22 protein-coding genes and 1 tRNA gene are annotated in these 22,129 nt (G+C 42.3%); 15 read left to right on the top strand and 8 right to left on the bottom strand.

Annotated elements, in window-relative coordinates; genetic code table 11:
- Positions 1-182 precede the first annotated feature (182 nt).
- The 7 genes from H4K34_RS06550 (at position 183) to H4K34_RS06520 (ending at position 5,809) form a co-directional block, all read left to right on the top strand.
- Positions 183-785 carry a polysaccharide deacetylase family protein gene (locus tag H4K34_RS06550; RefSeq protein ID WP_210760022.1) on the top strand — a complete coding sequence of 201 codons (603 nt, stop codon included), beginning with the start codon at positions 183-185 and terminating at the stop codon, positions 783-785.
- A gap of 235 nt (positions 786-1,020) precedes the next feature.
- Positions 1,021-1,641, top strand: a complete 621-nt coding sequence (locus H4K34_RS06545) for a hypothetical protein (protein WP_210760021.1) — start codon at positions 1,021-1,023, stop codon at positions 1,639-1,641.
- A 468-nt stretch (positions 1,642-2,109) separates the two neighbouring features.
- Positions 2,110-2,784, top strand: a complete 675-nt coding sequence (locus H4K34_RS06540; RefSeq protein ID WP_210760020.1) for a hypothetical protein — start codon at positions 2,110-2,112, stop codon at positions 2,782-2,784.
- Between the two features lie 477 nt (positions 2,785-3,261).
- Positions 3,262-3,822, top strand: a complete 561-nt coding sequence (locus tag H4K34_RS06535; RefSeq protein ID WP_210760019.1) for a hypothetical protein — start codon at positions 3,262-3,264, stop codon at positions 3,820-3,822.
- 217 nt (positions 3,823-4,039) lie between these two features.
- The gene (locus H4K34_RS06530) at positions 4,040-4,306 is read left to right on the top strand and encodes a transposase (protein ID WP_210757338.1); all 267 of its coding nucleotides are present in this window, start codon (positions 4,040-4,042) and stop codon (positions 4,304-4,306) included.
- A gap of 32 nt (positions 4,307-4,338) precedes the next feature.
- Complete coding sequence (locus H4K34_RS06525; RefSeq protein ID WP_210760547.1) at positions 4,339-5,121, top strand: IS3 family transposase; 783 nt, start codon at positions 4,339-4,341, stop codon at positions 5,119-5,121.
- A gap of 253 nt (positions 5,122-5,374) precedes the next feature.
- On the top strand, positions 5,375-5,809 hold the full coding sequence (locus tag H4K34_RS06520; protein ID WP_210760018.1) for a hypothetical protein: 435 nt from the start codon (positions 5,375-5,377) through the stop codon (positions 5,807-5,809).
- Between the two features lie 74 nt (positions 5,810-5,883).
- On the opposite strand, the gene H4K34_RS06515 is transcribed toward H4K34_RS06520, so the two are convergent.
- Positions 5,884-6,294, bottom strand: a complete 411-nt coding sequence (locus H4K34_RS06515; RefSeq protein WP_210760017.1) for a hypothetical protein — start codon at positions 6,292-6,294, stop codon at positions 5,884-5,886.
- Between the two features lie 427 nt (positions 6,295-6,721).
- Here H4K34_RS06515 and H4K34_RS06510 point away from each other — a divergent pair, with 427 nt between their 5' ends.
- Both H4K34_RS06510 and H4K34_RS06505 read left to right on the top strand, forming a co-directional pair.
- Positions 6,722-7,348: a hypothetical protein gene (locus H4K34_RS06510; RefSeq protein ID WP_210760016.1), complete on the top strand. Its 627-nt coding sequence runs from the start codon at positions 6,722-6,724 to the stop codon at positions 7,346-7,348.
- A gap of 65 nt (positions 7,349-7,413) precedes the next feature.
- On the top strand, positions 7,414-8,082 hold the full coding sequence (locus tag H4K34_RS06505) for a hypothetical protein (RefSeq protein ID WP_210760015.1): 669 nt from the start codon (positions 7,414-7,416) through the stop codon (positions 8,080-8,082).
- Positions 8,083-9,507: 1,425 nt separating this feature from the next.
- Here the strand turns inward: H4K34_RS06505 and H4K34_RS06500 are convergent.
- Positions 9,508-9,592, bottom strand: a tRNA-Ser gene (locus H4K34_RS06500).
- Between the two features lie 181 nt (positions 9,593-9,773).
- Between H4K34_RS06500 and H4K34_RS06495 the strand changes: the two genes are divergently transcribed.
- From H4K34_RS06495 to H4K34_RS06475, 5 genes are all read left to right on the top strand, one after another.
- The gene (locus tag H4K34_RS06495; protein WP_210760014.1) at positions 9,774-10,631 is read left to right on the top strand and encodes a MotA/TolQ/ExbB proton channel family protein; all 858 of its coding nucleotides are present in this window, start codon (positions 9,774-9,776) and stop codon (positions 10,629-10,631) included.
- A gap of 13 nt (positions 10,632-10,644) precedes the next feature.
- Entirely contained in the window at positions 10,645-10,968 is a 324-nt protein-coding gene (locus tag H4K34_RS06490) for a hypothetical protein (RefSeq protein ID WP_210760013.1), read from the top strand.
- Between the two features lie 6 nt (positions 10,969-10,974).
- Positions 10,975-11,541: an ExbD/TolR family protein gene (locus H4K34_RS06485; protein WP_210760012.1), complete on the top strand. Its 567-nt coding sequence runs from the start codon at positions 10,975-10,977 to the stop codon at positions 11,539-11,541.
- Between the two features lies 1 nt (position 11,542).
- Positions 11,543-12,028: an ExbD/TolR family protein gene (locus H4K34_RS06480; protein ID WP_210760011.1), complete on the top strand. Its 486-nt coding sequence runs from the start codon at positions 11,543-11,545 to the stop codon at positions 12,026-12,028.
- 119 nt (positions 12,029-12,147) lie between these two features.
- Positions 12,148-12,711 (top strand): ExbD/TolR family protein, encoded by a 564-nt coding sequence (locus H4K34_RS06475; protein WP_210760010.1) that lies wholly within the window; start codon positions 12,148-12,150, stop codon positions 12,709-12,711.
- A 60-nt stretch (positions 12,712-12,771) separates the two neighbouring features.
- Here H4K34_RS06475 and odhB read toward each other — a convergent pair whose 3' ends face one another.
- Positions 12,772-13,998, bottom strand: coding sequence for a 2-oxoglutarate dehydrogenase complex dihydrolipoyllysine-residue succinyltransferase (gene odhB / locus H4K34_RS06470; RefSeq protein ID WP_210760009.1), 1,227 nt, complete (start codon positions 13,996-13,998; stop codon positions 12,772-12,774).
- 15 nt (positions 13,999-14,013) lie between these two features.
- Positions 14,014-16,761 carry a 2-oxoglutarate dehydrogenase E1 component gene (locus H4K34_RS06465; protein WP_210760008.1) on the bottom strand — a complete coding sequence of 916 codons (2,748 nt, stop codon included), beginning with the start codon at positions 16,759-16,761 and terminating at the stop codon, positions 14,014-14,016.
- A gap of 117 nt (positions 16,762-16,878) precedes the next feature.
- Between H4K34_RS06465 and H4K34_RS06460 the strand changes: the two genes are divergently transcribed.
- The gene (locus H4K34_RS06460) at positions 16,879-17,514 is read left to right on the top strand and encodes a hypothetical protein (protein WP_210760007.1); all 636 of its coding nucleotides are present in this window, start codon (positions 16,879-16,881) and stop codon (positions 17,512-17,514) included.
- Here H4K34_RS06460 and H4K34_RS06455 read toward each other — a convergent pair.
- Genes H4K34_RS06455 through H4K34_RS06440 form a run of 4 tightly spaced genes read right to left on the bottom strand, consistent with a single transcriptional unit; the run spans position 17,511 to position 22,015 of the window.
- Positions 17,511-17,810 (bottom strand): hypothetical protein, encoded by a 300-nt coding sequence (locus H4K34_RS06455; protein WP_210760006.1) that lies wholly within the window; start codon positions 17,808-17,810, stop codon positions 17,511-17,513. The two genes, H4K34_RS06460 and H4K34_RS06455, sit on opposite strands and share 4 nt — an antisense overlap.
- Positions 17,807-18,769, bottom strand: coding sequence for a polyprenyl synthetase family protein (locus tag H4K34_RS06450; protein WP_210760005.1), 963 nt, complete (start codon positions 18,767-18,769; stop codon positions 17,807-17,809). Before H4K34_RS06450 ends, H4K34_RS06455 begins: the two co-directional genes overlap by 4 nt.
- Positions 18,770-18,771: 2 nt before the next feature.
- Positions 18,772-19,638: a glucose-1-phosphate thymidylyltransferase RfbA gene (gene rfbA, locus H4K34_RS06445; RefSeq protein WP_210760004.1), complete on the bottom strand. Its 867-nt coding sequence runs from the start codon at positions 19,636-19,638 to the stop codon at positions 18,772-18,774.
- 19 nt (positions 19,639-19,657) lie between these two features.
- Positions 19,658-22,015 (bottom strand): efflux RND transporter permease subunit, encoded by a 2,358-nt coding sequence (locus H4K34_RS06440; RefSeq protein ID WP_210760003.1) that lies wholly within the window; start codon positions 22,013-22,015, stop codon positions 19,658-19,660.
- Between the last annotated feature and the right edge of the window lie 114 nt (positions 22,016-22,129).

The following is a 22,129-nucleotide window of genomic DNA, read 5'->3' as shown; positions in this document are numbered from 1 at the left end:
CGCTCATTTTGAAGCAACTATGGATTATTTCTTTTATCAACCATTTAGGATGTTTCAAGCCTGCGTCAATAATAGAAGTGGATTAATAGCTGCATTTATAGGCTGTGACCTCTTCGAGTCGGATCCTCTCTACAATGAATCAGCTCAGATAGATGTTAACTAGTCAAGATTGAGACAAGCGTATGAAGAGAATTGCTGGCATTTTTTTAGTGTTTATGGTGTTTTTAAGTTGTGGTCATGTTAAAAACCCCCAAAATAAAAGTAGCACGGAGGTTCTTAGTAAAAACCAAAGCACTTTCAATTTTGATATAGAGTATCCGTTTATTGAGGATGACTCCGGGTTTAACATGGCTGTTACCTTCTTGGTAGACTCATTAAAAGGACAACTGAAAGGGCTTGCTAATCCTGATTCAGCACAGTTAAGTTTGACTTATAAAGTCATGAATGCATCTGACAAACTCATATCTATAGTTTTTACAACTTATTTATATCACGGTGAGGCTTATCCCTTGCCTCGTAGTGTGGTCTTTAACTATGATTTAAACAGAAAAAGAAAGGTGAAATTTTCGGTTGATGATGACTTAAATAAAAAGATATTGTCGGAAATAGCAAACGCGGTTAGCTTTTATGGTTGTCATACATTTACTGAGATAAAAGGTTTTAGAAAGTTAAGTGACTATATAGCTTTTTCAGCTGACTCCTTGTTTATTCCTTTAACTCCATTTGTACAGGATCGACTTTGTTCGGATAAAATTGTCAGAATAGCACGTACCAGTGATATTTAGGAATCTAGCAGGTTTTAGAAAGGTTTAGCCTTCATTCAAGATTGAAAAAAGCATAATCCACTTCAGGTATTAAAACTGTATATTCAAACTTGTTTATTTATGAAGGTTGCTACTTGGGATGGAAGTGCTAAGGTGTAAAGGTTTTGCAGGTAACATTGTGAGGTCGATAGTGTTTGTTTGCTTAATAATCCAGGTCTGGTTTTAAGAAAAACACAGTCGATTTGCGAGTGATTAAATGAAGGTTAAAGTACATTATTGTTTAGTGCTTATTATGACCTTGTTGCTTTCATGTGTCAATCAAGGTAAGCAAGGGAAAGGCGATATTGCTGGTGGTGAAAAATGTAAAGAGCCTTGCGATAGTTTAGGATTAATAGGTGCACCTCAATTCCAGGGCCTAATTTCAAACTTGAGTTTTTCAGAATGGCTATCAGTAGGATCTGAGTACTACTACCCTGTAAACTTATTTGAGAGAACGGATTCTTCAGACAACATCTATTTTTTGAAGCAAGAAGGTTCTTATTTATATTTAATAGAAGCCAATATTATATATCAGGAAAAATTTAATAAAATAAGACTCTTGCCTGTGGATTTTAGTGGAGGAACAAATTCTGAAAGCCTCAGTCATAATTTATATCCCCCTCCATCGGTTTTAAACACTTCTATTGAGGTAAGTTCTTCTTTGATTTCAACCGAGAAGGGGAGTTCCGCTACTAAGCTTGCTGAAGTCGAAATAAAGCTCACTTCGAAAGCCTTGAGGGAGCATAGATATTTAAATGCAAAAACTGATTATTCAAATAGTGATCGAAGGCTGAGAATATTTAGAATCCAAATTTCGGCAGAGCGTGGTATTCTTTAAATTACTCAAAGTCCTGAAGATGTGGATTATATCTGGTCTCCGTAGTGATGCCTGTTCTTTCAATGTTAAAAGCTAGCCTCTGTTGTGTTCTATTCGCTGAAAATCCAGCATATCCTTTTAGCTACTTGCTATCATCTAAACATCAATTATTTGTTATTCCGCGAGCCTTGGCTTTTAATGCTCTTTTATTTATTGGGAAGTAAAAACGAAAATTTTAAACGGCTGTTGAAAGGTGGCGATTTCCCCATCTTTTATAAGGACTAAAGCTGATAAGAACAGGTGGGTTTCCGAATGGCGATGAGAAGGATGTGTTCTTTTCCCATCTCAAAAAAAGGACAGTAGGTTAGAATACTTCATTTAAGTTTAAAGGGCTGCATAGGGGCGAGTCGATCTAGATGATCACTGTCATGGCAGTAGCCAGGTTGGAAATTTAATGTCTAATTTGTCAGATTAAATAGATAGGGGCTAATGAAGAAATACTTGATTTTTACGCTTTTCACTCTAATATGCTCTGAGTCAAATGGCCAAAACTTTCCAAATTGGGTTAAAGATGAAGTGATCAATAATTTTTTATGTTACATAGGAACGACCATAAGTCAACCTGTGCAATATGAGAAAATTAGAGTCCCAAAAATGGTCTTGCCACCTGGTTACATTCATACTTGCCAAATTCAAAGCTTGGATGATTCTTTACAGGTTTTGCGAGATGATGGTATTGAGTTATATGGGGTTAGTGATTTAGGTTTTGCTATAAAATACACTAAGAGTGATTCAACTGAGAAAGTATATCCGGAGTGGTTGTTTAAAGGTTTAGGTGAGTCAAAACCATTACCAACTGCCCTCATAGGCTTTGATCATCGTAGAAATACGGTTATTTACATTTCTGGGCCTTTCATTAAGCATGACGTTTCATATTTAATTCTAATTGGGGAATTAGACCCAAATAAGATAAAAAAGTGGATTACTCTAAAGTGGTATTTTGAGGGGGTCCAGGACTTAAGGGTTACCGAAAATGAGGAGGGAAAGATGTATGGTTACAGTTTTACCGATAACAGCGGTGTGTCGATGACTGGCTTGGTCTATCAGGACTCAACTTCGAATAAGATTGTATGGTATCGAAACGGGGAGTATTCGGTATTTTGATAGAGTAAGGATTGGTTATCTTCCCTGAAAACGAAACAGTTTAAAAAGGATAATTTTAAGTAGTTGACTATGAAAAAGGTCATGAAGAGGAGTGCCTATCAGGTGAAAAGTGCTAATAAAAGACAAAAAGAATAGGAAGAGGCTCGCTCTTAACATTAGCTTTGCTTCATGGGACAGTCGCTCATCTTAAGAACGATTTGGATGGGAAACACCATAACAGCTAGCAAGAGGAACATGCAATTTTCTACAATTACTAAGAAAACACATGGTTAGCTAATAAATATCCATAGTTAAAGGATCCTATTGAAAGTGGATCGCCTGCTGTTGAAGATACTCCAGAGAACTGGACTGCGGGAAAAATATTCGATTTAAAAGGTTTTAAGATATAAATTGGGCAGGCGTGGAGTTTACCAATGATACCGAAGGAGTATCTGAACTATATAGCAGAAACAAGGAACTTAAAGCTAAACAGGGGGAATGAGAAAGTATATTATTTTATCGTATATAATCATTTTAATTTCTAGTTGCATTAATAATAATGCAGGATTAAAAAATAAATGTAGTTTCTATACCCCTTTTAAAGATTCCAATGTGTTATACCTGGGGATGTCGAAAAATGAGGTTAAAGATGAATTTTCCGACCTTAGTTTTGTTGACCGAAGCGATCTAGATGTATACCTTTCTGATAAGGTATATATCGCATTTACGGAAATAAACATCAATAATATAAATACAAAAGTCTATCATCAATTCAATTTTGAAAAGGATTCTCTTTATTACTATGCCTTCTTTTTTCCTATTAAAGGTCCACAATTTGATACCTTGATAAATCGCTACCCCTTAAATTTGAACGAAGCAGATGATTCAAATTTTTATATTCAAAGTGCTTTAGAGCATAATGATCATAAATGCAACTATAAATATAGTATTCATAAAAGCCTATATGATTACAGGAGATATTATATTGAAAATGATCATGTTGGGAATTTAGATACAATATTTGAAGTAGAAGTTTCAGCATTACGCCATAGTAAGTAATGAGGGTAGTGTCCCGCCAGGTAGTGATAAAAAGGCGGAAGCTTTGGCCTGGTTTGGGACTCTTCTTTATTGTTGCAAAAAAAAAAGGCAAACGAAAACAGAAGGTTAAGCCTTGAGTTTTGAGGAAGATTTCCATTTCAATTAAAGATTCCTCAATATGTGTAAGTCCCCCTAAAAATCCAACAGTTTAAAAGTGTGTAAATTTAAACTGTTGACTATGAAAAAATCAAGATTTAGTGAAAGCCAGATCAGCCAGGCTTTAAAGGAGCATGAGGCTGGTAAGAAAGTACAGGATATCTGCAAGGAGTTAGGTATAAGCGCCAATACTTTTTATATCTGGCGCAAGAAGTACGGAGGCATGGATTCAGCAATGCTACGCAAGTACAAGGAGTTAGAGCGAGAAAACACGAAGCTAAAGCAGATGTATGCGGATTTGAGCTTAGACCACAGGATCCTTAAGGATGTGGTGGAAAAAAAGCTCTAGGGCTCTGTCAGAAGAGGTTTTTAGCAAAGCAGATTAAAGCGGATTACGCTGTCAGTACTGCCAGGGCCTGTAAAATCATTAGCCTTGAGCGCTCTGGATATTACTATATATCCAAGCGAGACGATAAGGAGGTAGAGGAAAAGCTACGCTGGTACGCGGAGCATTATCCTGCGCGTGGCTGCCCATTTTATACCAAGCGTATTCGTAAAGAGGGTTATGCCTGGAACAAGAAACGTATCCGCAGGGTGTACATCAAACTGGGGAACAAGCGCAAGAGGAAATGGAAGCGACGTATTCCTAACCCTGACAAAGAGGTGTTGCTGCAGCCTTTAGCTCCTAACCTATGTTGGAGTGCCGACTTCATGCAGGACCGCTTAGAGAATGGTGTGAAAATGCGTGTGCTCAACATTATTGACGACTACAACCGCGAAGCTTTGGCTTGCAAGGTATCCAGCAGTTTCCCTTCCGAACATGTAGTAGAGCAATTTGAGCAGCTAATAGAGTGGCACGGTAAGCCATTTACCATAAGAACTGATAACGGAACAGAGTTTATGGCAGAAGCCTTTCAAAAGTTTTGCAAACGACATCAGATAAAACACTTAAGAATACAGAAAGGAAAACCTATGCAGAATGGCTTTTGTGAACGCTTTAACCGCACCCTGAGAGAAGACGTGCTCAACGCTTATCTCTTTGAAACGAAGACGCAGATGCAAGAGTTAATCAATCATTGGATGGAAGACTACAATCAAAACCATCCGCATTCTTCTCTTGGAGACATGTCTCCAAGAGAATTTAAACAAAGGCTTATTGCCTAAAATCGATAATTTAGACCTGTTGGAATAATGGGGGACTTACAAGAGAGCTTGGCTATTACAGCATTCCAATATTATTTCTGATTTAAAAGGGGATCTATTGGTAACTAAGCTTTTGATAGGGCTTCATCTGGTGTTTATTTGCTTTAGTTTGATCTTTAATTGGTGAGCTTGATGATATGTCGGGTAAAGTGTTCAGGAACCAGTATCCGTTTTTAAGCAGCTTTCGGGTTCCTGGCGAGAATAAGTTGGCTTTATGATTAATCAGCTGAAATCCTTAGATATTCATACCCTTCCGCAATTACTAAAATTCGTAACGGAACACAGAGACTTGAGTTTTTGGAAAACAGGAAATAGACTGGGCTCAATGAAGGCTAGTAATGGTTTTGGGACTGTTTACTATGATTCAGGCAATGCGCTTTTTTCTGTGATTGGAATAAACTCTACCAATGAGATTATCGATCGCTTTTTTCTTTCAGGAAACTTCGATTTGACCTATACTGATCTTGTCGATTTATTCGGGAAGCCGCGGGAGGCCTATTCAAGTTATGACGATGAATACCAGAATTTTTTTAATGAAGAAAATGATTCCCCTTGGGTGGTTTCCTGTCGAACGGAAAAATCAATAATCTCTCAAGCCGGCATATTGATCCATAATCTCCAGTTCTCCTGGAAACAAAAGGAGGAATGATGTGGGTCTTTTAAACTAGAAGCCAGTGCTCTGTGTAGAGGCTGAAGATTCTGCCCTTAGGGGATTTTATCTTTTCACCTAGCCACTTTATTAAACTCCAACATGCGCACCTTCCCTTTTATCTCAAGTTTGTTGATGCTAGCGGTATAATAGTAGAGACTGTCTTGGAAGTCAATTTTATCGACTTGAATGCTCAAATCGGGATTTTGCTGGTTTTGGTATTTCGGATCAGTGCTAGAAACAAAATGAAGAACATAATTGCAATTCGATGGCCATTCGATTTCCAGATGCATGCTATCTCCCCTTTGGTTAATGTTTAATTCATGAGAATGATTGCGGTAGATGAAAGAGCTGTCTGCTGTTAAAGATTGGAAGACACCCGTTTTAAGGCACTCACAATCTGGACTAGGACTCCTGCATGAAGCGGCCATTACGAGAGCGAATAGGATGGCAAAAGAGAGAACTAAGGCTTTGCTTTTTTTCATGTCGGTGTCTGTAATCAGGATGGGAAAATTATTTTTACCAAGATCCTAAATCTACTGCGAATAAATAGCCTGTTTTCCTATTTATGCCTCCTTCTCTTTTTAGTGCCAATGGTATCAATCGCTGTGGCGGATTTTTCTGAAAACAGAGGAACGGAGAAAGGACTAGCGCTTTTCTACCTGTTTTTATTTTCAAGTTATAATCTATTGCCAGCAATAGGGTATTTGTTAGCACCAAGAAATCTTAAAAAGCGATGTTGGTTTTCAGTTCTATTTTTAGTGCTTAATGCTATTTGTCTTTTTCATTTATTAGAAAACCTCGAAATGCTTTTTAGTAAATAGCTTTATCTAAGTAAGATTCCTATGCTTAAATAACTTCAAATACCGCTCTGTCATATATTTACGGAAAAGCTATTTATCTTCCTGACCAATGCTGCGCAAATTTCTATTCATCGCCCGGATTTCATTTTTGGGGCTTCTTTTAATTGGGGCTCTTGCCGCCTGTAAACCATCAAGGGAGCAAGCAGGTTCTGAGCCAGATCTTTACAGCGATCTGGTATTCGATTTACATCATTTGGTATCCTTCACTTCTGGAGATCTTCGCTCCGATTTTCAAAGGGAGTATAAAAGGATTAAGAATCCTGATGCCTATGATAGTTTGATGCAGGAGATGGTTCAAGTAGTGGAGGAAATGATGTTGATTTCAGGGGAATACGGCGGAGGCTTGGATCCCCATACATTAAGGCTTAAAGGAGATACTAGCACCAGTATGGCACAGGCTGCTATTACAGAGAATATAGGTTTAATTCATCGAATGAAGAGTCTAAGGGACTCGCTTCAAAAAAGCGATTGGAGTTTTGAACAAGGCTCGGACTTACGAAGGGAGGCCCTGAAGATGAGTACCTCTGCATTGCTTTTTTATGAAAGTGTGCAAGCGGGAGAAATTCCATTGGGTCGTTTTCATTATCGAATGTTGGTTTATGCCGGACAGAGCTATTCTTGGGGGATAAAGTTTATTCGGGCAAGATCTCCGCTGCGGCAAGTGGAGATCGATTAAGCTTCGATAGCTGGATATGCAAAAGAGCTCATTAAAGGGAATCCATGCCAAAAATGCCATGAAATATGCTGCGTAAAACACTTTTAATCACCGGATTTCTACTTTTTTCTTCGGCAGCTGCATATGGGCAAACTGAGCTCAGGGTTTGCAAATATCGTTACACCCTAAATCAACCCTTATTAAAGAATAAAGGTGCCAGAATCTACTCCGGTACAGTAGATCAGTTTTCATTGATACGAGGGGAATGGCAATTTCGAATTTATTGCGATTTAGGACAGGATTGCTACATTTTTGATCCCTATTGTTATTCCTTAACTCAAGATGGGATTTCACTTCAGTTTATTGGCGATAGAGGAGATACAATACGCTATAGTCAATTTAGTTTTAAGGATAGCCTCCGGTCTATTGATGAAATTGAACAGGACCTTGATCGGGAAATTGGGTATTCGTACTATCTAGGTGATACCATTATAATTATAGAGGATAGGGAATTTGATTGCTTTCACTTTGCTTTAAAAGCGGAGTTTGGGCAAAGAGAAGGGCCATTATATAGGCATGTGGACCTCTATCTAAGGAAGTCGGATTTACTTGAGATTCTGAGAGAGGAGGTGGTGCATGATCAGCATGGCCAACTAAGCTTGAGCTCAAGATTGCTATACCGGAGGGAGCTGGATTTTGAAGCAGCTAAAAGAGAATGGTGCCTGGAAGATGTACTCGAGAATTGGCCAAATTAATAACTTGGAAGATTTGCAGAACAGGTAACTAGTTTTTAAGAAGCTTATTTAGGACACTCATTAAAAAGATGAACGCTAAACAGCCTGAAAATGGGGCATCCTTATGCGGGATATTTGGAAAAATATTGGACAAAACCTCCTAATTGTACTTGCTTATTTTGCGGTTTACTTAGGGATTGGTTGGAGGGAATCCGGAGGAGATATGTTTATAATGCTATTTACCACGGGAACGGCGCTATTCCATGCCTGCGTATTATTGATACTCGCCATATACTTTGATCGAAAGCACAGCTACTTTGGGCTATTGGGAATCTTGCTGGGCTTAGGCATCAGTCTAATGCTGATTAAAAATGTTCTTCCATAGCTCATGTTTTAAGAGCTGAAAATAGGTCTTAGGGAGCCTTAGTTGAAATAGGGAGGGAGGTTGATGCCGAGGTTTTTTGCTAAGCTTAAACTCCTTTGTCTGATAGACTCATTTACTGGCAAGCTTTTACAATAGATAAAAGTCAGTTTTGAAAGGAGATACAAGTCTCAAATCTCCCAGCGAAGCGGTCTCAGTTCTCACATCTATTCCAAAGCCTTCAGCTTGTCGGGCTTCTTTCACTCCTTGTATTGCTGGAAATCAGTCCATTACGATAAAAGAAGTTTTGAAAGGAGATACAAGTCTCAAATCTCCCAGCGAAGCGGTCTCAGTTCTCACATCTATTCCAAAGCCTTCAGCTTGTCGGGCTTCTTTCACTCCTTGTATTGCTGAAAATCAGTCCATTACGATAAAAGAAGTTTTGAAAGGAGATACAAGTCTCAAATCTCCCAGCGAAGCGGTCTCAGTTCTCACATCTATTCCAAAGCCTTCAGCTTGTCGGGCTTTTATCACGCCTTGCATTACAAGCAAGCAGTCCTATACGATAAATCAAGTTTTGAAAGGAGATACAAGTCTCAAATCTCCCAGCGAAGCGGTCTCAATTCTCACATCTCTCCAAAACCTTGGGCTTGTCGGGCTTTTCTCACTCCTTGTATTGCTGGCAATCAGTCCATTACGATAAAAGAAGTTTTGAAAGGAGATACAAGTCTCAAATCTCCCAGCGAAGCGGTCTCAATTCTCACATCTCTCCAAAGCCTTCGGCTTATCGGGCTTTTTTCATTCCTTGTATTACGAGCAAGCAGTCCTTTGTGATAAATGAAGTTTTGAAAGGAGATACAAGTCTCAAAACTCCCAGCCCCGCGGTCTCAATTCTCACATCTAAAAAAAGAGATTAACTCCTTTCAGTCCTTGATCCCTTATTGGATTCCATAACCAAGAATCCCAAGCCTTCGCTGCGCTCATGCCTCTGGTCTTTTTCTTGCCCATTTCCCTCAAGCTCGCTTCGCAGCTTGGTTCATGGGTAAAAAAAATCCCGAAACAGCTGTCGCTGATCGGGATTCTTGCGGAGAGAGAGGGATTCGAACCCTCGATACCTTGCGGTATACACGCTTTCCAGGCGTGCCATTTCAGCCACTCATGCACCTCTCCTTCTTGGGCCTGCGAAATTAGAAAATATCTATGATAAATTAACCCAGATTTTATATTAAGCCCAAAATCTGTATTAGTTTTGACGCTTCGAAAGCAAATGCCAATATTAAAGGACTTTGGCCGTTAAGCTTTCGAGCCATTTTTTTATTTTCACCGAAAATTTAATCAACGAACTACTGTAATGAAAAGAGCACTCTCTATTTTGGCTGTATTAGCCATTATGTTTGGAACCACCAATTTGATGGCCCAAGAGGAAGGCAATGCAGCAGCTGCGGCTGAGGAAACTTCCACCGACACTATTCAACAGGATATGGACACCACAGCAATGGCAGCTGCAGAAGAAGCTCCTGCTCAAGAAGAAGCCGCTCCTGCGACTACCGAAGAAGAAACTGCGGTTGAAGAGGATATGTCTTTCCACCAAGTATTGAAAGAAAAATTCATCGAAGGTGGTCCTGAATTCATGGGTATCGTATTAATTACCCTGATCTTAGGTTTGGCCATCTGTATCGAGCGTATCCTTTACCTCAATATGGCTACTCCAAACGCCAAGAAATTATTAGCTGAAATCGAAAATGCCCTGCAAAGCGGTGGTGTTGAGGCAGCTAAAGAAGTTTGTCGTAACACTCGCGGTCCTGTGGCCAGCATCTTCTACCAAGGCTTAGAGCGCAGTGGCGAAGGTATCGAGATGGTTGAAAAATCTATCGTTTCCTACGGTTCTGTACAAATGGGTCTTTTAGAGCGTAACGTATCTTGGATCTCTCTTTTCATTGCCTTGGCTCCTATGCTTGGGTTTATGGGTACTGTAATCGGTATGATCGACGCCTTCGACGCGATTGAAGCAGCGGGAGATATTTCTCCATCACTGGTAGCAGGGGGTATTAAAGTAGCCCTTTTGACCACTGTATTCGGTTTGATCGTAGCGATTATCTTACAGATTTTCTACAACTATATCATTGCGAAAATTGACTCTATCGTGAACACCATGGAAGATGCTTCTATCTCTTTGGTTGACATGTTAGTTCGTTTCGAAAACAAATAATTAGACGATTAAGATGGTAGATACTGGACTTTATCTCACTTATGTCCTGATTGGGGTTTGCGTTATTGGCATTTTAGGATTTTCCGTGCTCAATATTGCAAAGAACCCAGGTGGGGCTAAAAGTGCCCTTGTCGGTATCGTAGGTCTAATCGTAATCTTTGGTTTGACTTACGCACTGAGCGACGGCACGGATGCAACTACAACTTACGCTAAGTTGGATATTACCGAAGGCACTTCTTCCCGTATCGGTATGGGATTAGGAACCTTCTATGTGTTAACTGCTGCAGCAATCGTAGCGATTCTGTATTCAGAAGTATCTCGTTTATTCAGTAAATAATTCACTATGGCAAAGCGTGCATTACCCGAAATTAATGCCGGCTCGATGGCAGACATTGCCTTCTTGCTGTTGATCTTCTTCCTCGTGACCACTACCATGGACGTGGATTCAGGGATCAATCGTAAGCTTCCGCCATGGGATGAAGAACAATTGCAAGATCCTCCCCCCATTAAAAAGAAGAATATCTTCACCGTTCTGGTAAACTCCCGCAACCAATTATTGGTGGAGGATGAGTACATGGAACTCGAAGACCTTCGTGAGGCAGCTAAACGCTTCCTTAATAATAATGGCGACGGAAAATGTGATTACTGTACCGGAGCCCTGAGAAGTCCAACTTCCTCAGATAATCCTGGTAAAGCAATTATTTCTCTGCAAAACGACCGTGGTACTTCGTACAAGATGTATATCTCTGTACAGAACGAACTGGCGGCTGCCTATAATGAGCTTCGGGAAGAATTAGCTCAACGTAGATACGGTAAATCATTTGATGATCTTGATGAGGCTGCTCAGAAAGAAATCAGCGATGCCTATCCACAAAAGATCTCCGAAGCAGAACCGGTAAGTTTAGGTTAATATGTCAAAGTTTAAGAAAAAATCAGGAGGCGGTACTCCCGCGATTTCTACGGCTTCTCTTCCGGATATCGTATTTATGCTGCTGTTCTTCTTTATGGTAACTACCGTTATGCGGGAAGTAACCTTAAAGGTGAAGAACGAAAAGCCATTTGCGACCGAGATTAAGAAGTTGGAGCGTAAATCTTTGGTTACCTACCTTTATGTAGGTAAACCTAAAGCTGCTTATGCTCCCCAATTGGGAACAGAGCCTGTCCTGCAATTAGACGATGCGATCGCTCGTGTTGGTGAAATACAACCTTTTGTTATTGCCGCCCGCGAGGAGATTAACGAAGCTGAAAGACCCTTGATGACGGTTTCCATTAAAGCGGATGAAGACGTGAAAATGGGATTCATTACCGATATCAAACAGGAATTGCGAAGAGCAAATTCCTTGAAAATAAACTACTCTACCCGTAAGGGAGAGGTTTTCGAAGACAGACGTAAATAGTCTGAGAATACAGTATTTGTTGGAACATCCGCTTCTCAATTGAGGGGCGGATGTTTTTTTATGCCCTATTGCCAATACCAGAGTTCGACGGAAGCCCGTTTTCTTAAAAACAATTAATTATGTCGAAACGTGCTTCTGCTGAGATCAATGCCGGTTCAATGGCCGATATTGCCTTTCTCCTTCTCATTTTCTTTTTGGTAACCACCACCATGGATGTGGACGCTGGTATCACTCGAAAGCTACCGCCCATTCAGGATGAACCCTTGCCGAATTCCAGTATCATTCACCAAAGGAACATCTTTACGGTTTTAGTAAATGCTCAAGATAAACTGATGGTCGAAGGGGAGCTGATGGCCCTAGAAGACCTGCGTAAGGCTACTCGGGACTTCTTGAATAATAATGGCGATGGGACTTGTGAGTATTGTTTGAATGCCAAACAAAGTCTTAGCTCCTCAGATAATCCCCAAAAGGCGGTGGTGTCTTTACAAAATGATCGCGGGACCAGCTATAAGCTTTATATCGCGGTGCAAAATGAATTGGCTGCGGCCTACAATGAATTGCGGGAAGAAATGGCGCAGAATCGTTTTGCTAAGCCCTTAAAAGAGCTTTCGGTTGCCGCCCAAGAAGAGATTAAATTGGCTTGGCCGCAAAAGATCTCTGAGGCAGAACCGGTGAATCTTTAAATTGTCCCAACAAAAAAGCCCGACCATTTGGCCGGGCTTTTCATTATGCTAGTTTCCTGATTAAAGCTCTAAGGCTTTTTTAGGATCATTGTTCATCAATAATTCGGCTGGGTTTTCCAAAGCTTCTTTCACCGCTACTAGGAAGCCTACCGACTCACGTCCGTCGATAATACGGTGATCATAACTTAGAGCTACGTACATCACCGGGCGAATCACTACCTGACCATTTTCTGCTACCGGACGCTCAACGATGTTGTGCATGCCTAAAATAGCGCTCTGAGGAGGGTTAATGATTGGGGTAGACAACATAGAGCCAAATACGCCACCATTGGTAATGGTAAAGGTACCACCGGTCATCTCATCAACGGTAATCTTACCATCGCGAACCTTAGTAGCTAAGCGCTTGATGTCTTTTTCAACACCCGCAAAGCTCATTAATTCGGCATTGCGCAGTACAGGAACCATCAAACCTTTGGGTCCGCTTACCGCGATGCTGATATCGGCATAATCGAAGCTCACTAAATTGTCGCCATCGATCATACTGTTTACCTGTGGGAATTCTTTCAAAGCACGAGTTACCGCTAAGGTGAAGAAGCTCATAAAGCCAAGACCTACTCCATGCTTTTCTTTGAAGTCTTCTTTATACTGTTTACGCAGATCGAAAATTGGCTGCATATTCACCTCATTAAAGGTGGTAAGCATCGCTGTTTCGTTCTTAACGCTAACCAGACGCTGAGCCAATTTACGACGCAGACTGCTCATACGAGAAGTGCTGCTAGGACGAGCGGCATTGCTTGGAGTTCCCATGCTGGCCTCTGCTTTAATAGCATCGTCCTTGGTAATGCGGCCATCACGACCGGTACCGGTAATCTGACTGGGATCTAATCCTTTTTCGTCAATAATCTTTTTCGCTGCAGGAGAAGCAGAACCAGTAGCATAGCTTTGCTTGCTTTCTTCTTTAGCCTCAGCCTTGGGAGCAGGGGCCTCTTCTTTTTTCTCTTCAGCTTTGCTTTCTGCTTTAGGAGCACTGCTACCACCTTCTGGAGCGGCGGCATCGGTGTCAATTGTTGCAATCACCTGACCTACTTCTACCGCTTCACCTTCCTCAGCAATTAGCTTGATTACGCCGCTTTCTTCGGCGGGTAAAGCCAGGGTAGCTTTGTCAGAATCGATCTCGGCGATCTCCTGATCTTTTTCAACATAATCGCCATCGGCCACCAACCAACTGGCAATCTCTACTTCGGAAACCGATTCTCCGGGTGAAGGAACTTTAACTTCTACACTCATGGTAATTATTGAAATCTAGGTGTTGAATATTTCTTGGATTAGATTATTGTGCTTGAGGGCCGCCAATTTCGATGATCCTGCAGCGGTACTGGCACTGGCCGGAGTGGCGAATACCTTGTTCACCTTAACAGGGAAATTGATTTGCACATACCAGGAGGCACCCATATTCATGGGTTCTTCCTGGGCCCAATATATTTCATCGGCATTCGGATAGCTGGCAATCAAATCATTGATTTGCTCCGAAGCTAATGGATACAATTGTTCTAAACGAATAAAAGCACGGTCTTCAACCAGCTTCTCATCGCGAACCTTATCAATATCATAATAAAGCTTACCACTCAAGAAGAACAATTTCTTAACCTTCGAGCGGTCTTCAATCCGTGGATCATCTAATAATTCACGGAAACGTCCGGTGGCCAGATCTTCTAATGGAGACTGCACCTTGGGGTGACGCAATAAGCTCTTTGGCGTCATTACTACCAATGGCTTACGGAAATCCCGCAGCATCTGACGACGAATCATGTGGTAGAAGTTAGCCGGAGTGGTAATATTTACCACTTGCATATTGTACTGAGCACATTGCTGTAACCAACGCTCTAAACGTGCGCTACTGTGCTCTGCACCTTGACCTTCATAGCCGTGGGGCAGATACAATACCAATCCGTTTTGCACCTTCCACTTGTCTTCAGCAGCCGATAAAAATTGATCTACAATAATCTGGGCACCATTAAAGAAGTCCCCAAACTGTGCTTCCCAAACTACCAAAGTCTCTGGTGAGCTCATGGCATACCCATAGTCAAAGCCCATTACTCCATATTCGGAGAGCAAGGAATTGTAAATGGCAAATCGGCCTTCACGACCAGGGATATTATTCAGTAGGATATGCTCTTCTTCGGAGTCCTCCACCTTAATCACCGCATGACGATGGGAGAAAGTACCACGTTCGGTATCCTCACCACTAATCCGCACATTATAGCCATCCACGATTAAGGAACCATAAGCCAATAATTCGGCCATACCCCAATCCAGACTATTGCGCTCATCCACCATTTTCCAGCGGTCTTCCATCAATTTCTTGATCTTCACGAAGAACTTTTTACCTTCTGGTAAGGTGGTAATAGTACGAGCGATTGACTTCAGTTTGTCGATGTCGAAGGAGCTATCCAAAGATTGGCTGAAATCCTTCGGCTCAGCGGTACGGAAACCGTCCCACTCATCGGCCATAAACTGAGTAATGGTGTTTTTCTCAATTTTCTTCGATTCGTCGAAGCGCATTTCCAGCACTTCCTTGAAATCGTTTTCGAGGCTCTTTAAAAAGGCCTTGTCAATTACCCCATTGTCTTCCAATTTTTTGGAATAGATCTCCATTGGATTGGGGTGCTTGCTGATCTCTTTGTACAATAAAGGCTGGGTAAAGCGAGGCTCATCCCCTTCATTATGACCGTATTTACGGTAGCATAAGAGATCAATAAAAATATCGCGATTGTAACGTTGGCGGTATTCCATCGCAAATAAGGTGGCGTGGATAACAGCCTCTACATCATCACCATTAACGTGCAGTACCGGTGCCTGAACAGTTTTGGCAATGTCGGTACAATAAATACTGGAACGAGCGTCCAGATAGTTGGTGGTAAAGCCCACCTGGTTATTAATTACAATATGTACGGTACCTCCCGTATGGTAACCATCCAGGGTTTCCATTTGGAGTACTTCGTATACAATACCTTGAGCGGCCACGGCGGCATCACCATGAATCAAGATGGGCATTACCTTATCCTTCTCCTTGCCATGCGCCGTATTAATCTTGGCACGGGCAATACCGGTAACTACGGCATCTACCGCCTCCAAATGCGATGGGTTAGGGGAGAGGTTTAGTTTAATGATCTTACCACTGTCCAATTCCTTGGTGGTAGTGTAGCCTAAGTGATATTTAACATCACCGTCAAATTCTTCATCTTCGAACTCTTTGCCTTCAAATTCCGAGAAGATGTCACGCTGAGTTTTGCCGAAGATATTAGAGAGTACATTCAATCGACCGCGGTGGGCCATACCCATCACAAACTCTTCAACTCCCAAATTGGCAGCGCGGCGAATACCGAACTCCAGAGCAGGAATTAAGCTCTCAGCTCCTTCAATAGAGAAACGCTTCTGGCCTACGAACTTGCGGTTAATGAAGTTCTCAAAAGCCACTGCCTCATTCAATTTGCGAACGATCAGCTTTTTCTCATCCGCAGTATAATCAGGGTGATTATTGTTTACATGCAATTGACTCTGAATCCAGCGAATGCGCTCTGGATCACCAAGGTACATATACTCAATACCAATACTGCGGCAGTATACCTCTTCTAAGCGCTGAATAATCTCCGCTAAGGTTTTACTTTCCTTAAAGCCGATTTCTTTGGCCGCCTGAAAGGGTAAATTCAGATCACTTTGCTGTAATCCGAAATTCTCGATATTTAATTTGGGCTCATATTCCCGTCTACTACGAACGGGGTTGGTGGCAGTAAACAAGTGGCCTCGGGTACGGTATCCGTCGATCAGGGCTAAAACCTGAAACTCCTTGCGAATCTCGGCTACAATCTCATCGTGATTGTAAGCGATACCCGCCGCAGCTTCGTCTCCGTATTCTTCCCGGGCAAAATCGTAACCTTGGAAAAAAGCCCGCCAACTGGGTTCAATGTTATCCGGACTTTTTAGGTAACGTTGATATAGATCGTCAATAAAGGTACTGTGTACTCCTCCAAGAAAGGAAAATCTGTCCATGATTTACGCGTCGCGAAATTGGCTACAAAATTAGGATAAAAATAATGCGTTAAGTCTTCAATGTGCTTTATTATCACTATTTGCTATCCTTAATCTATTGCGCTTATTTTTGTTTACATGAAAAAGTCACTTTTCCTGCTTATACTTTTTAGTTTGGTGGCCTTTAACTCAAGGGCCCAAAGCGATAGATTTAAGAAGAATCCCAAATCTGGCCAGGAACAGAAGAAGGAAGAGGCTAAGCCTCAAAACCCATCTCAAGCTAAAAAGGGAGAGACTCCCCTTAAAGATCGCATCATCTATGGTGGGGGTGCCGGTTTAAGTTTTGGCAATAACACCAATATTTTTCTCGCTCCACAGGTAGGTTATAAGGTTAATGATAATTGGGTAGTAGGTGCCGGCTATATGTATAATTATGCCAAGTGGAATCAAATTTATACCAGCCAGGGCTTCGTAAATGTCGACTTTGAGAACCAGGTTCACGGTCCCAATATCTTCACCAACTATTCGGTGCGAAGCTTTTTTGTGGGTACACAATTCGAATTATTGAATCATGATGTGTACCGCTATAACTTGAATACCCTCGATTTTGATATAGACAATCAGTGGACGCCCGTACTCTTTTTACAAGGTGGCTTTAAGCAGGATGTAGGTCGCAAAGGGCAAATGCTAATTGGCTTACGCCTGAATGTGCTCGATGGTGGAAATTCACCTTATTCGACTTCTTGGGCCCCAATTTTCCAAATCTTCTTTTAAATCCGGCCGCTGTACTGGGCTCTGAAGATCACCTTTTGGGCTTCTCTTTCCAGAATTTTTTCGGCTATTTCCTGGGGCCTTTCGGCGGATAGGATTTCAAGGTCAATGCGATACAGCAGCTGAGCCAGATCTATTTTATAGAGATTCGCCTCTAACCACTTATTAAGCCATTCCAGCAGATTTTGGTTTGGTACCTCCATTAGCTCTATACCTAAGTCCTTGGCCAATTGGGCACGGAGGTCCTCCAATAAATTGAGATGAGCCGGAACTTGCTTAAGCTGGGGCCAGAATTTCATCGATCGCGATGACTGAGCCATTGGGCAAATTGCGCCAATTCGTTTTTCAGTTCTTCGTCCGGTGCATGGGCGGCTTCTAATGCCTCCAAAGCATCCTTTAAAAGGGTATCACGCTTGGTTTCGGCCTTGGCTTTGGCACCACAGGCTATCATCCATTCGCGATAAGCACTTACCTTTTCATTCCCCTCCAATTGAGCATTGCGTAAATCGCTCCAGCCTTCTGGATCCAATTCGCGGGCATAGATCATCAAGAGGGTTTTTTTATCCTGAAGAATATCACCGCCGGCCGTTTTGCCCACTTTATCCGGATCGCCATAAGCATCTAATAGATCATCTTGCACCTGAAAAGACAGTCCGGCATTGATGCCAAATTCGTAAAGTGAATGGGCCGCTTTCATCTCAGCACCCGCTACCAATGCTCCAATTTTTAGAGCTGCTCCTAATAGCACCGCAGTTTTTTGACGAATCATCAGTAGGTATTCAGCTTCCGCTACTGCCTCCCGATTCTCGAAATTCATATCTCTTTGCTGGCCTTCGCAAATCTCAAGCGCAGTTTGCGAGAAGCAATCTAAAACCGCTGGTAAGATAGAGGCTTCAACCTGGGCAATGTATTGATAGGCCTTTACCAGCATGGCATCCCCCGAAAGGATGGCAATGTCGCGGTTCCATTTTTTGTGCACTGTAGCCTGCCCACGTCGAAGGTCGGCCTCATCCATGATATCATCATGCACCAAGGAGAAATTGTGGAATACCTCAATTCCTAAAGCAGGCATCAAGGCTTTGCTGGCCTCAGTGCCAAAAAGTTCGCAGGCCGCCAAGCTTAATGCCGGACGTAAGCGTTTACCCCCTAAGGCCAAAATATAGCCCATGGGGGCATAAAGTTCCTTTGGACTTTGATCAAAATTCTGCTGGGCCAGTGTATTTTCCACTAGCTTAACATAGTCCGGAATTCTTTGCATGCTTAATCTACTTTAATAAGATCCATCAAGTAGCGTCCATAGCCACTTTTAAGTAGAGGTTGCGCTATTTCTTCGAGTTGCGCATTATTGATAAAGCCTTGGCGCCAGGCAATTTCTTCGATACAGCCTACTTTCAATCCTTGGCGCTCTTCAATAACTTGCACAAACTGGCCCGCTTGCATTAAGCTAGGGAAGGTGCCGGTATCTAGCCAGGCCGTACCACGATCTAAAATACCTACTTGCAATTTTCCTGCTTGAAGGTATTCTTTATTTACATCGGTAATCTCGTATTCGCCCCGAGCGGATGGCTTGAGGTTCTTTGCGATCTCAACCACATCATTATCATAAAAATATAAACCGGGAACCGCATAGCGCGATTTGGGTTTGGCGGGCTTTTCCTCAATGGAAACGGCCTTCAGGTTCTCGTCAAAGTCGACCACTCCATAACGTTCCGGATCGGATACCTGATAGGCGAATACTACACCGCCATCGGGGTTTTTACTGCTTTGGAGTAAGTCTTCCATTTTGGAACCATAGAAAATATTGTCTCCTAAAACCAGGGCTACACTATCATCACCTATAAAATCTTCGCCTAGCACAAAGGCTTGGGCCAGACCATTAGGTTCATGTTGCACGGTATAATGAAATTCACAACCAATGCGACTACCATCGCCCAATAGCTTTTCGAAAAGCGGCAAATCATGGGGGGTAGAGATGATCAAGATTTTCCGAATGCCAGCCTGCAATAAAGTGCTCAGCGGATAGTAAATCATGGGCTTATCGTAAACGGGCATCAACTGTTTACTAATTGCCAGGGTAAGTGGGTGTAAACGTGTTCCGGAGCCTCCGGCCAATATGATTCCTTTCATGCTGAGTTATTTTTTAACTTTATTCTATCGGCAGCTCTTCTTTTGGACCTTGGGCTTCATGCCTGGGGAAATCGGGTTCATCGTCCTCCTCGTCATCATCTTCGTCTTCCTCATATATGGTTATATAAGGCTCGGTGAAGGACTTATTAATGATCATTTTCTCAAAGCTAAGTAATAAGCTTGGTAAGAGCAGCAAATTGCCAATCATTGCGATAATAAGCGTGATGCTCACTAGTATTCCCAAAGCTACAATACCACCAAAGCTGGAAGCCGTAAATACGCTAAAACCAAAGAATAGCACCACAGAGGTGTAGAACATACTTACTCCGGTTTCGCGAATGGCCAGCAATACAGATTGACCAATATTATAGCGGGTAATTTTTAGCTCCTGCCGGTATTTTGCTAAGAAGTGGATCGTATCATCAATACTAATTCCGAAGGCTACGCTGAAAACCAAAATGGTGCTGGGTTTTAAGGGTATGCCGAAGAATCCCATAATTCCTGCCGTCATTAATAAAGGGAAGAGGTTGGGGACCATCGATACCAATACCATGGCAAAGGAGCGGAAGATAAATGCCATCACCAGGGCAATGACGCTAATTGCTAAGCCCAGGCTTACGATGAGGTTTTTGATAAGATAAGTGGTTCCTTTTTGGAATACCATCCAGGCACCAGTTACGGTAACATCATAACGATCGGCAGGGAAAATTTCGGCGATATTAGCCCTAAGAGCTTCTTGTAAATAAGCCGATTCCTCTTTACCCATATCTTCTACTTGCATACTAATGCGAGCATAGCGTCCGGTGCTGTCTACCATCGACTGCATCAGGCTATTGCCATCCTTGCTGTCGTTGGGAATATAGGAGAGTACAAAGCTGCGATCTTGAGCTCCGGGCAATTCGTAAAAGTCGGGTTCGCCCCGATAATAGGCTTGCTTCACGAATTTTAATCCATTCACAATCGAGAGGGCCTTGCTTACCCCAGGGACCTCTTGCATAGCTTCTTGCAAGCGATCGATTCTTTTGAGGGTGCTGTTTTTATAGGCTCCACCAGCATTGCGGGTGTCGATCACCAATTCCAAAGGAACAACCCCACCAAAACGTTCTTCCAGAAAGCGTAAATCCTGGAATACGGGATCACTCTTTTTGAATTCTTCGCTCAAATTGCCCGTGGTGTAAATCTTGGAGATGCCAATTCCGGCAATAACCAGCAATAGAACCAAGCCACTATAAACATAAGGGCGGTGGTACATGGAGGAGCGGATCAACCAATCGATAAAGCTTTTGATCCAGCGTTTTTCCAGATGCTTATAATGTCTTTGTTTGGGTGGGCGGGCAAAGCTGTAGTAAACTGGAATTACGATGATAGAGATCACAAAAACCATCATCACATTGAGGGAGGCGACCACCCCGAATTCCTTTAAAATAGTGCTGTCGGTAAGAATTAAGGAAGCAAAACCCAGAGCGGTGGTGGCATTGGTCATTAAGGTGGCCGCACCAATTTTCCGAATTACCCTTTGCAGGGCCTTAATCCGATTGCCATGGTTTTTAAACTCCGAATGGTATTTATTGATTAGGAAAATACAATTGGGTACGCCGATTACAATCACCAATGAGGGGATCAAGGAGCTGAGCATGGATATCTCGTAGTCCAAAACGGAAATTAACCCGAAGGACCAAAGCACCCCTAAAAACACTACCCCAAGTGAGATGAACATTGCTCTGGCACTGCGGAGGAAGGCAAAAAGGATTAAAGCGGTAACCAACATAGCTAGTCCCACGAGAAGGAAGATCTCCTTACTCACCTTTTTGGTATTAGCCATCCTAATATGCGGAAGACCACTAATCTTAATATCGCGACCCATATGGGCCTCCGCCACCTCAACGCTTTCCTTAATGCTTTCGACGATAGTTACAATTTGCCTAACATAGAGTTGTTCGGGATCGATCTGAACCAGCATTAATGGCACCTGGCCGTCTTCGCTGCGCAATAATCCTTCATAAAAAGGAAGGTTCCCAAAGAGGTTGCGCATACTATCTAGCTTCCCACTGCGGAAGCCCGGGTTCATCGATTGGTAATACAGTTTTTGAATACTATCGTTGCGCAGGAGATTATAAGCGTTTACGGGTGATAGTACTCCTGCCACCCCGGGAATGGCATTTAGCTCATCTTGCAGGCGTTGCCATTGCGGGTAGAGCTCGGGGTCAAAAACATCGAAGCTATCGATGGCCAGCACTACCGTATTGCCTACCTGATTAAATCGCTCACGGAATACATCGTATTCTACTTGTGCACTATCGGTCTTGGGGAGTAAGCGAGAAAACTTAAAACTTACCTGTACGTACTGTCCCTCCCATGCCATGAAAAAACTGAGCAAGAGCAAGCTGCTTAGAACCGTTATCCGGTTCCTGAGGATAAGTCGGGCAATGAATGTAAACATCCGTGGCTAAGCCAAAAAGAATTTGGGCAAAACTACTAAAACTGGGCGGCT

The sequence above is a fragment of the Croceimicrobium hydrocarbonivorans genome (genome assembly GCF_014524565.1).
Taxonomy (GTDB): Bacteria; Bacteroidota; Bacteroidia; order Flavobacteriales; family Schleiferiaceae; genus Croceimicrobium; species Croceimicrobium hydrocarbonivorans.
This window is presented reverse-complemented; position numbering and strand designations above follow the sequence as displayed.

What these genes read in the sequence shown, in the direction of transcription:
- H4K34_RS06505 (WP_210760015.1), top strand. Translation starts at nt 7,414, where the DNA reads ATGCTGCGTAAAACACTTTTAATCACCGGATTTCTACTTTTTTCTTCG.
- H4K34_RS06535 (WP_210760019.1), top strand. Translation starts at nt 3,262, where the DNA reads ATGAGAAAGTATATTATTTTATCGTATATAATCATTTTAATTTCTAGT.
- H4K34_RS06495 (WP_210760014.1), top strand. Translation starts at nt 9,774, where the DNA reads ATGAAAAGAGCACTCTCTATTTTGGCTGTATTAGCCATTATGTTTGGA.
- odhB (WP_210760009.1), bottom strand. Translation starts at nt 13,998, where the DNA reads ATGAGTGTAGAAGTTAAAGTTCCTTCACCCGGAGAATCGGTTTCCGAA.
- rfbA (WP_210760004.1), bottom strand. Translation starts at nt 19,638, where the DNA reads ATGAAAGGAATCATATTGGCCGGAGGCTCCGGAACACGTTTACACCCA.
- H4K34_RS06510 (WP_210760016.1), top strand. Translation starts at nt 6,722, where the DNA reads ATGCTGCGCAAATTTCTATTCATCGCCCGGATTTCATTTTTGGGGCTT.
- H4K34_RS06465 (WP_210760008.1), bottom strand. Translation starts at nt 16,761, where the DNA reads ATGGACAGATTTTCCTTTCTTGGAGGAGTACACAGTACCTTTATTGAC.
- H4K34_RS06545 (WP_210760021.1), top strand. Translation starts at nt 1,021, where the DNA reads ATGAAGGTTAAAGTACATTATTGTTTAGTGCTTATTATGACCTTGTTG.
- H4K34_RS06475 (WP_210760010.1), top strand. Translation starts at nt 12,148, where the DNA reads ATGTCGAAACGTGCTTCTGCTGAGATCAATGCCGGTTCAATGGCCGAT.
- H4K34_RS06540 (WP_210760020.1), top strand. Translation starts at nt 2,110, where the DNA reads ATGAAGAAATACTTGATTTTTACGCTTTTCACTCTAATATGCTCTGAG.
- H4K34_RS06530 (WP_210757338.1), top strand. Translation starts at nt 4,040, where the DNA reads ATGAAAAAATCAAGATTTAGTGAAAGCCAGATCAGCCAGGCTTTAAAG.
- H4K34_RS06455 (WP_210760006.1), bottom strand. Translation starts at nt 17,810, where the DNA reads ATGAAATTCTGGCCCCAGCTTAAGCAAGTTCCGGCTCATCTCAATTTA.
- H4K34_RS06485 (WP_210760012.1), top strand. Translation starts at nt 10,975, where the DNA reads ATGGCAAAGCGTGCATTACCCGAAATTAATGCCGGCTCGATGGCAGAC.
- H4K34_RS06550 (WP_210760022.1), top strand. Translation starts at nt 183, where the DNA reads ATGAAGAGAATTGCTGGCATTTTTTTAGTGTTTATGGTGTTTTTAAGT.
- H4K34_RS06480 (WP_210760011.1), top strand. Translation starts at nt 11,543, where the DNA reads ATGTCAAAGTTTAAGAAAAAATCAGGAGGCGGTACTCCCGCGATTTCT.
- H4K34_RS06490 (WP_210760013.1), top strand. Translation starts at nt 10,645, where the DNA reads ATGGTAGATACTGGACTTTATCTCACTTATGTCCTGATTGGGGTTTGC.
- H4K34_RS06515 (WP_210760017.1), bottom strand. Translation starts at nt 6,294, where the DNA reads ATGAAAAAAAGCAAAGCCTTAGTTCTCTCTTTTGCCATCCTATTCGCT.
- H4K34_RS06450 (WP_210760005.1), bottom strand. Translation starts at nt 18,769, where the DNA reads ATGCAAAGAATTCCGGACTATGTTAAGCTAGTGGAAAATACACTGGCC.
- H4K34_RS06460 (WP_210760007.1), top strand. Translation starts at nt 16,879, where the DNA reads ATGAAAAAGTCACTTTTCCTGCTTATACTTTTTAGTTTGGTGGCCTTT.
- H4K34_RS06520 (WP_210760018.1), top strand. Translation starts at nt 5,375, where the DNA reads ATGATTAATCAGCTGAAATCCTTAGATATTCATACCCTTCCGCAATTA.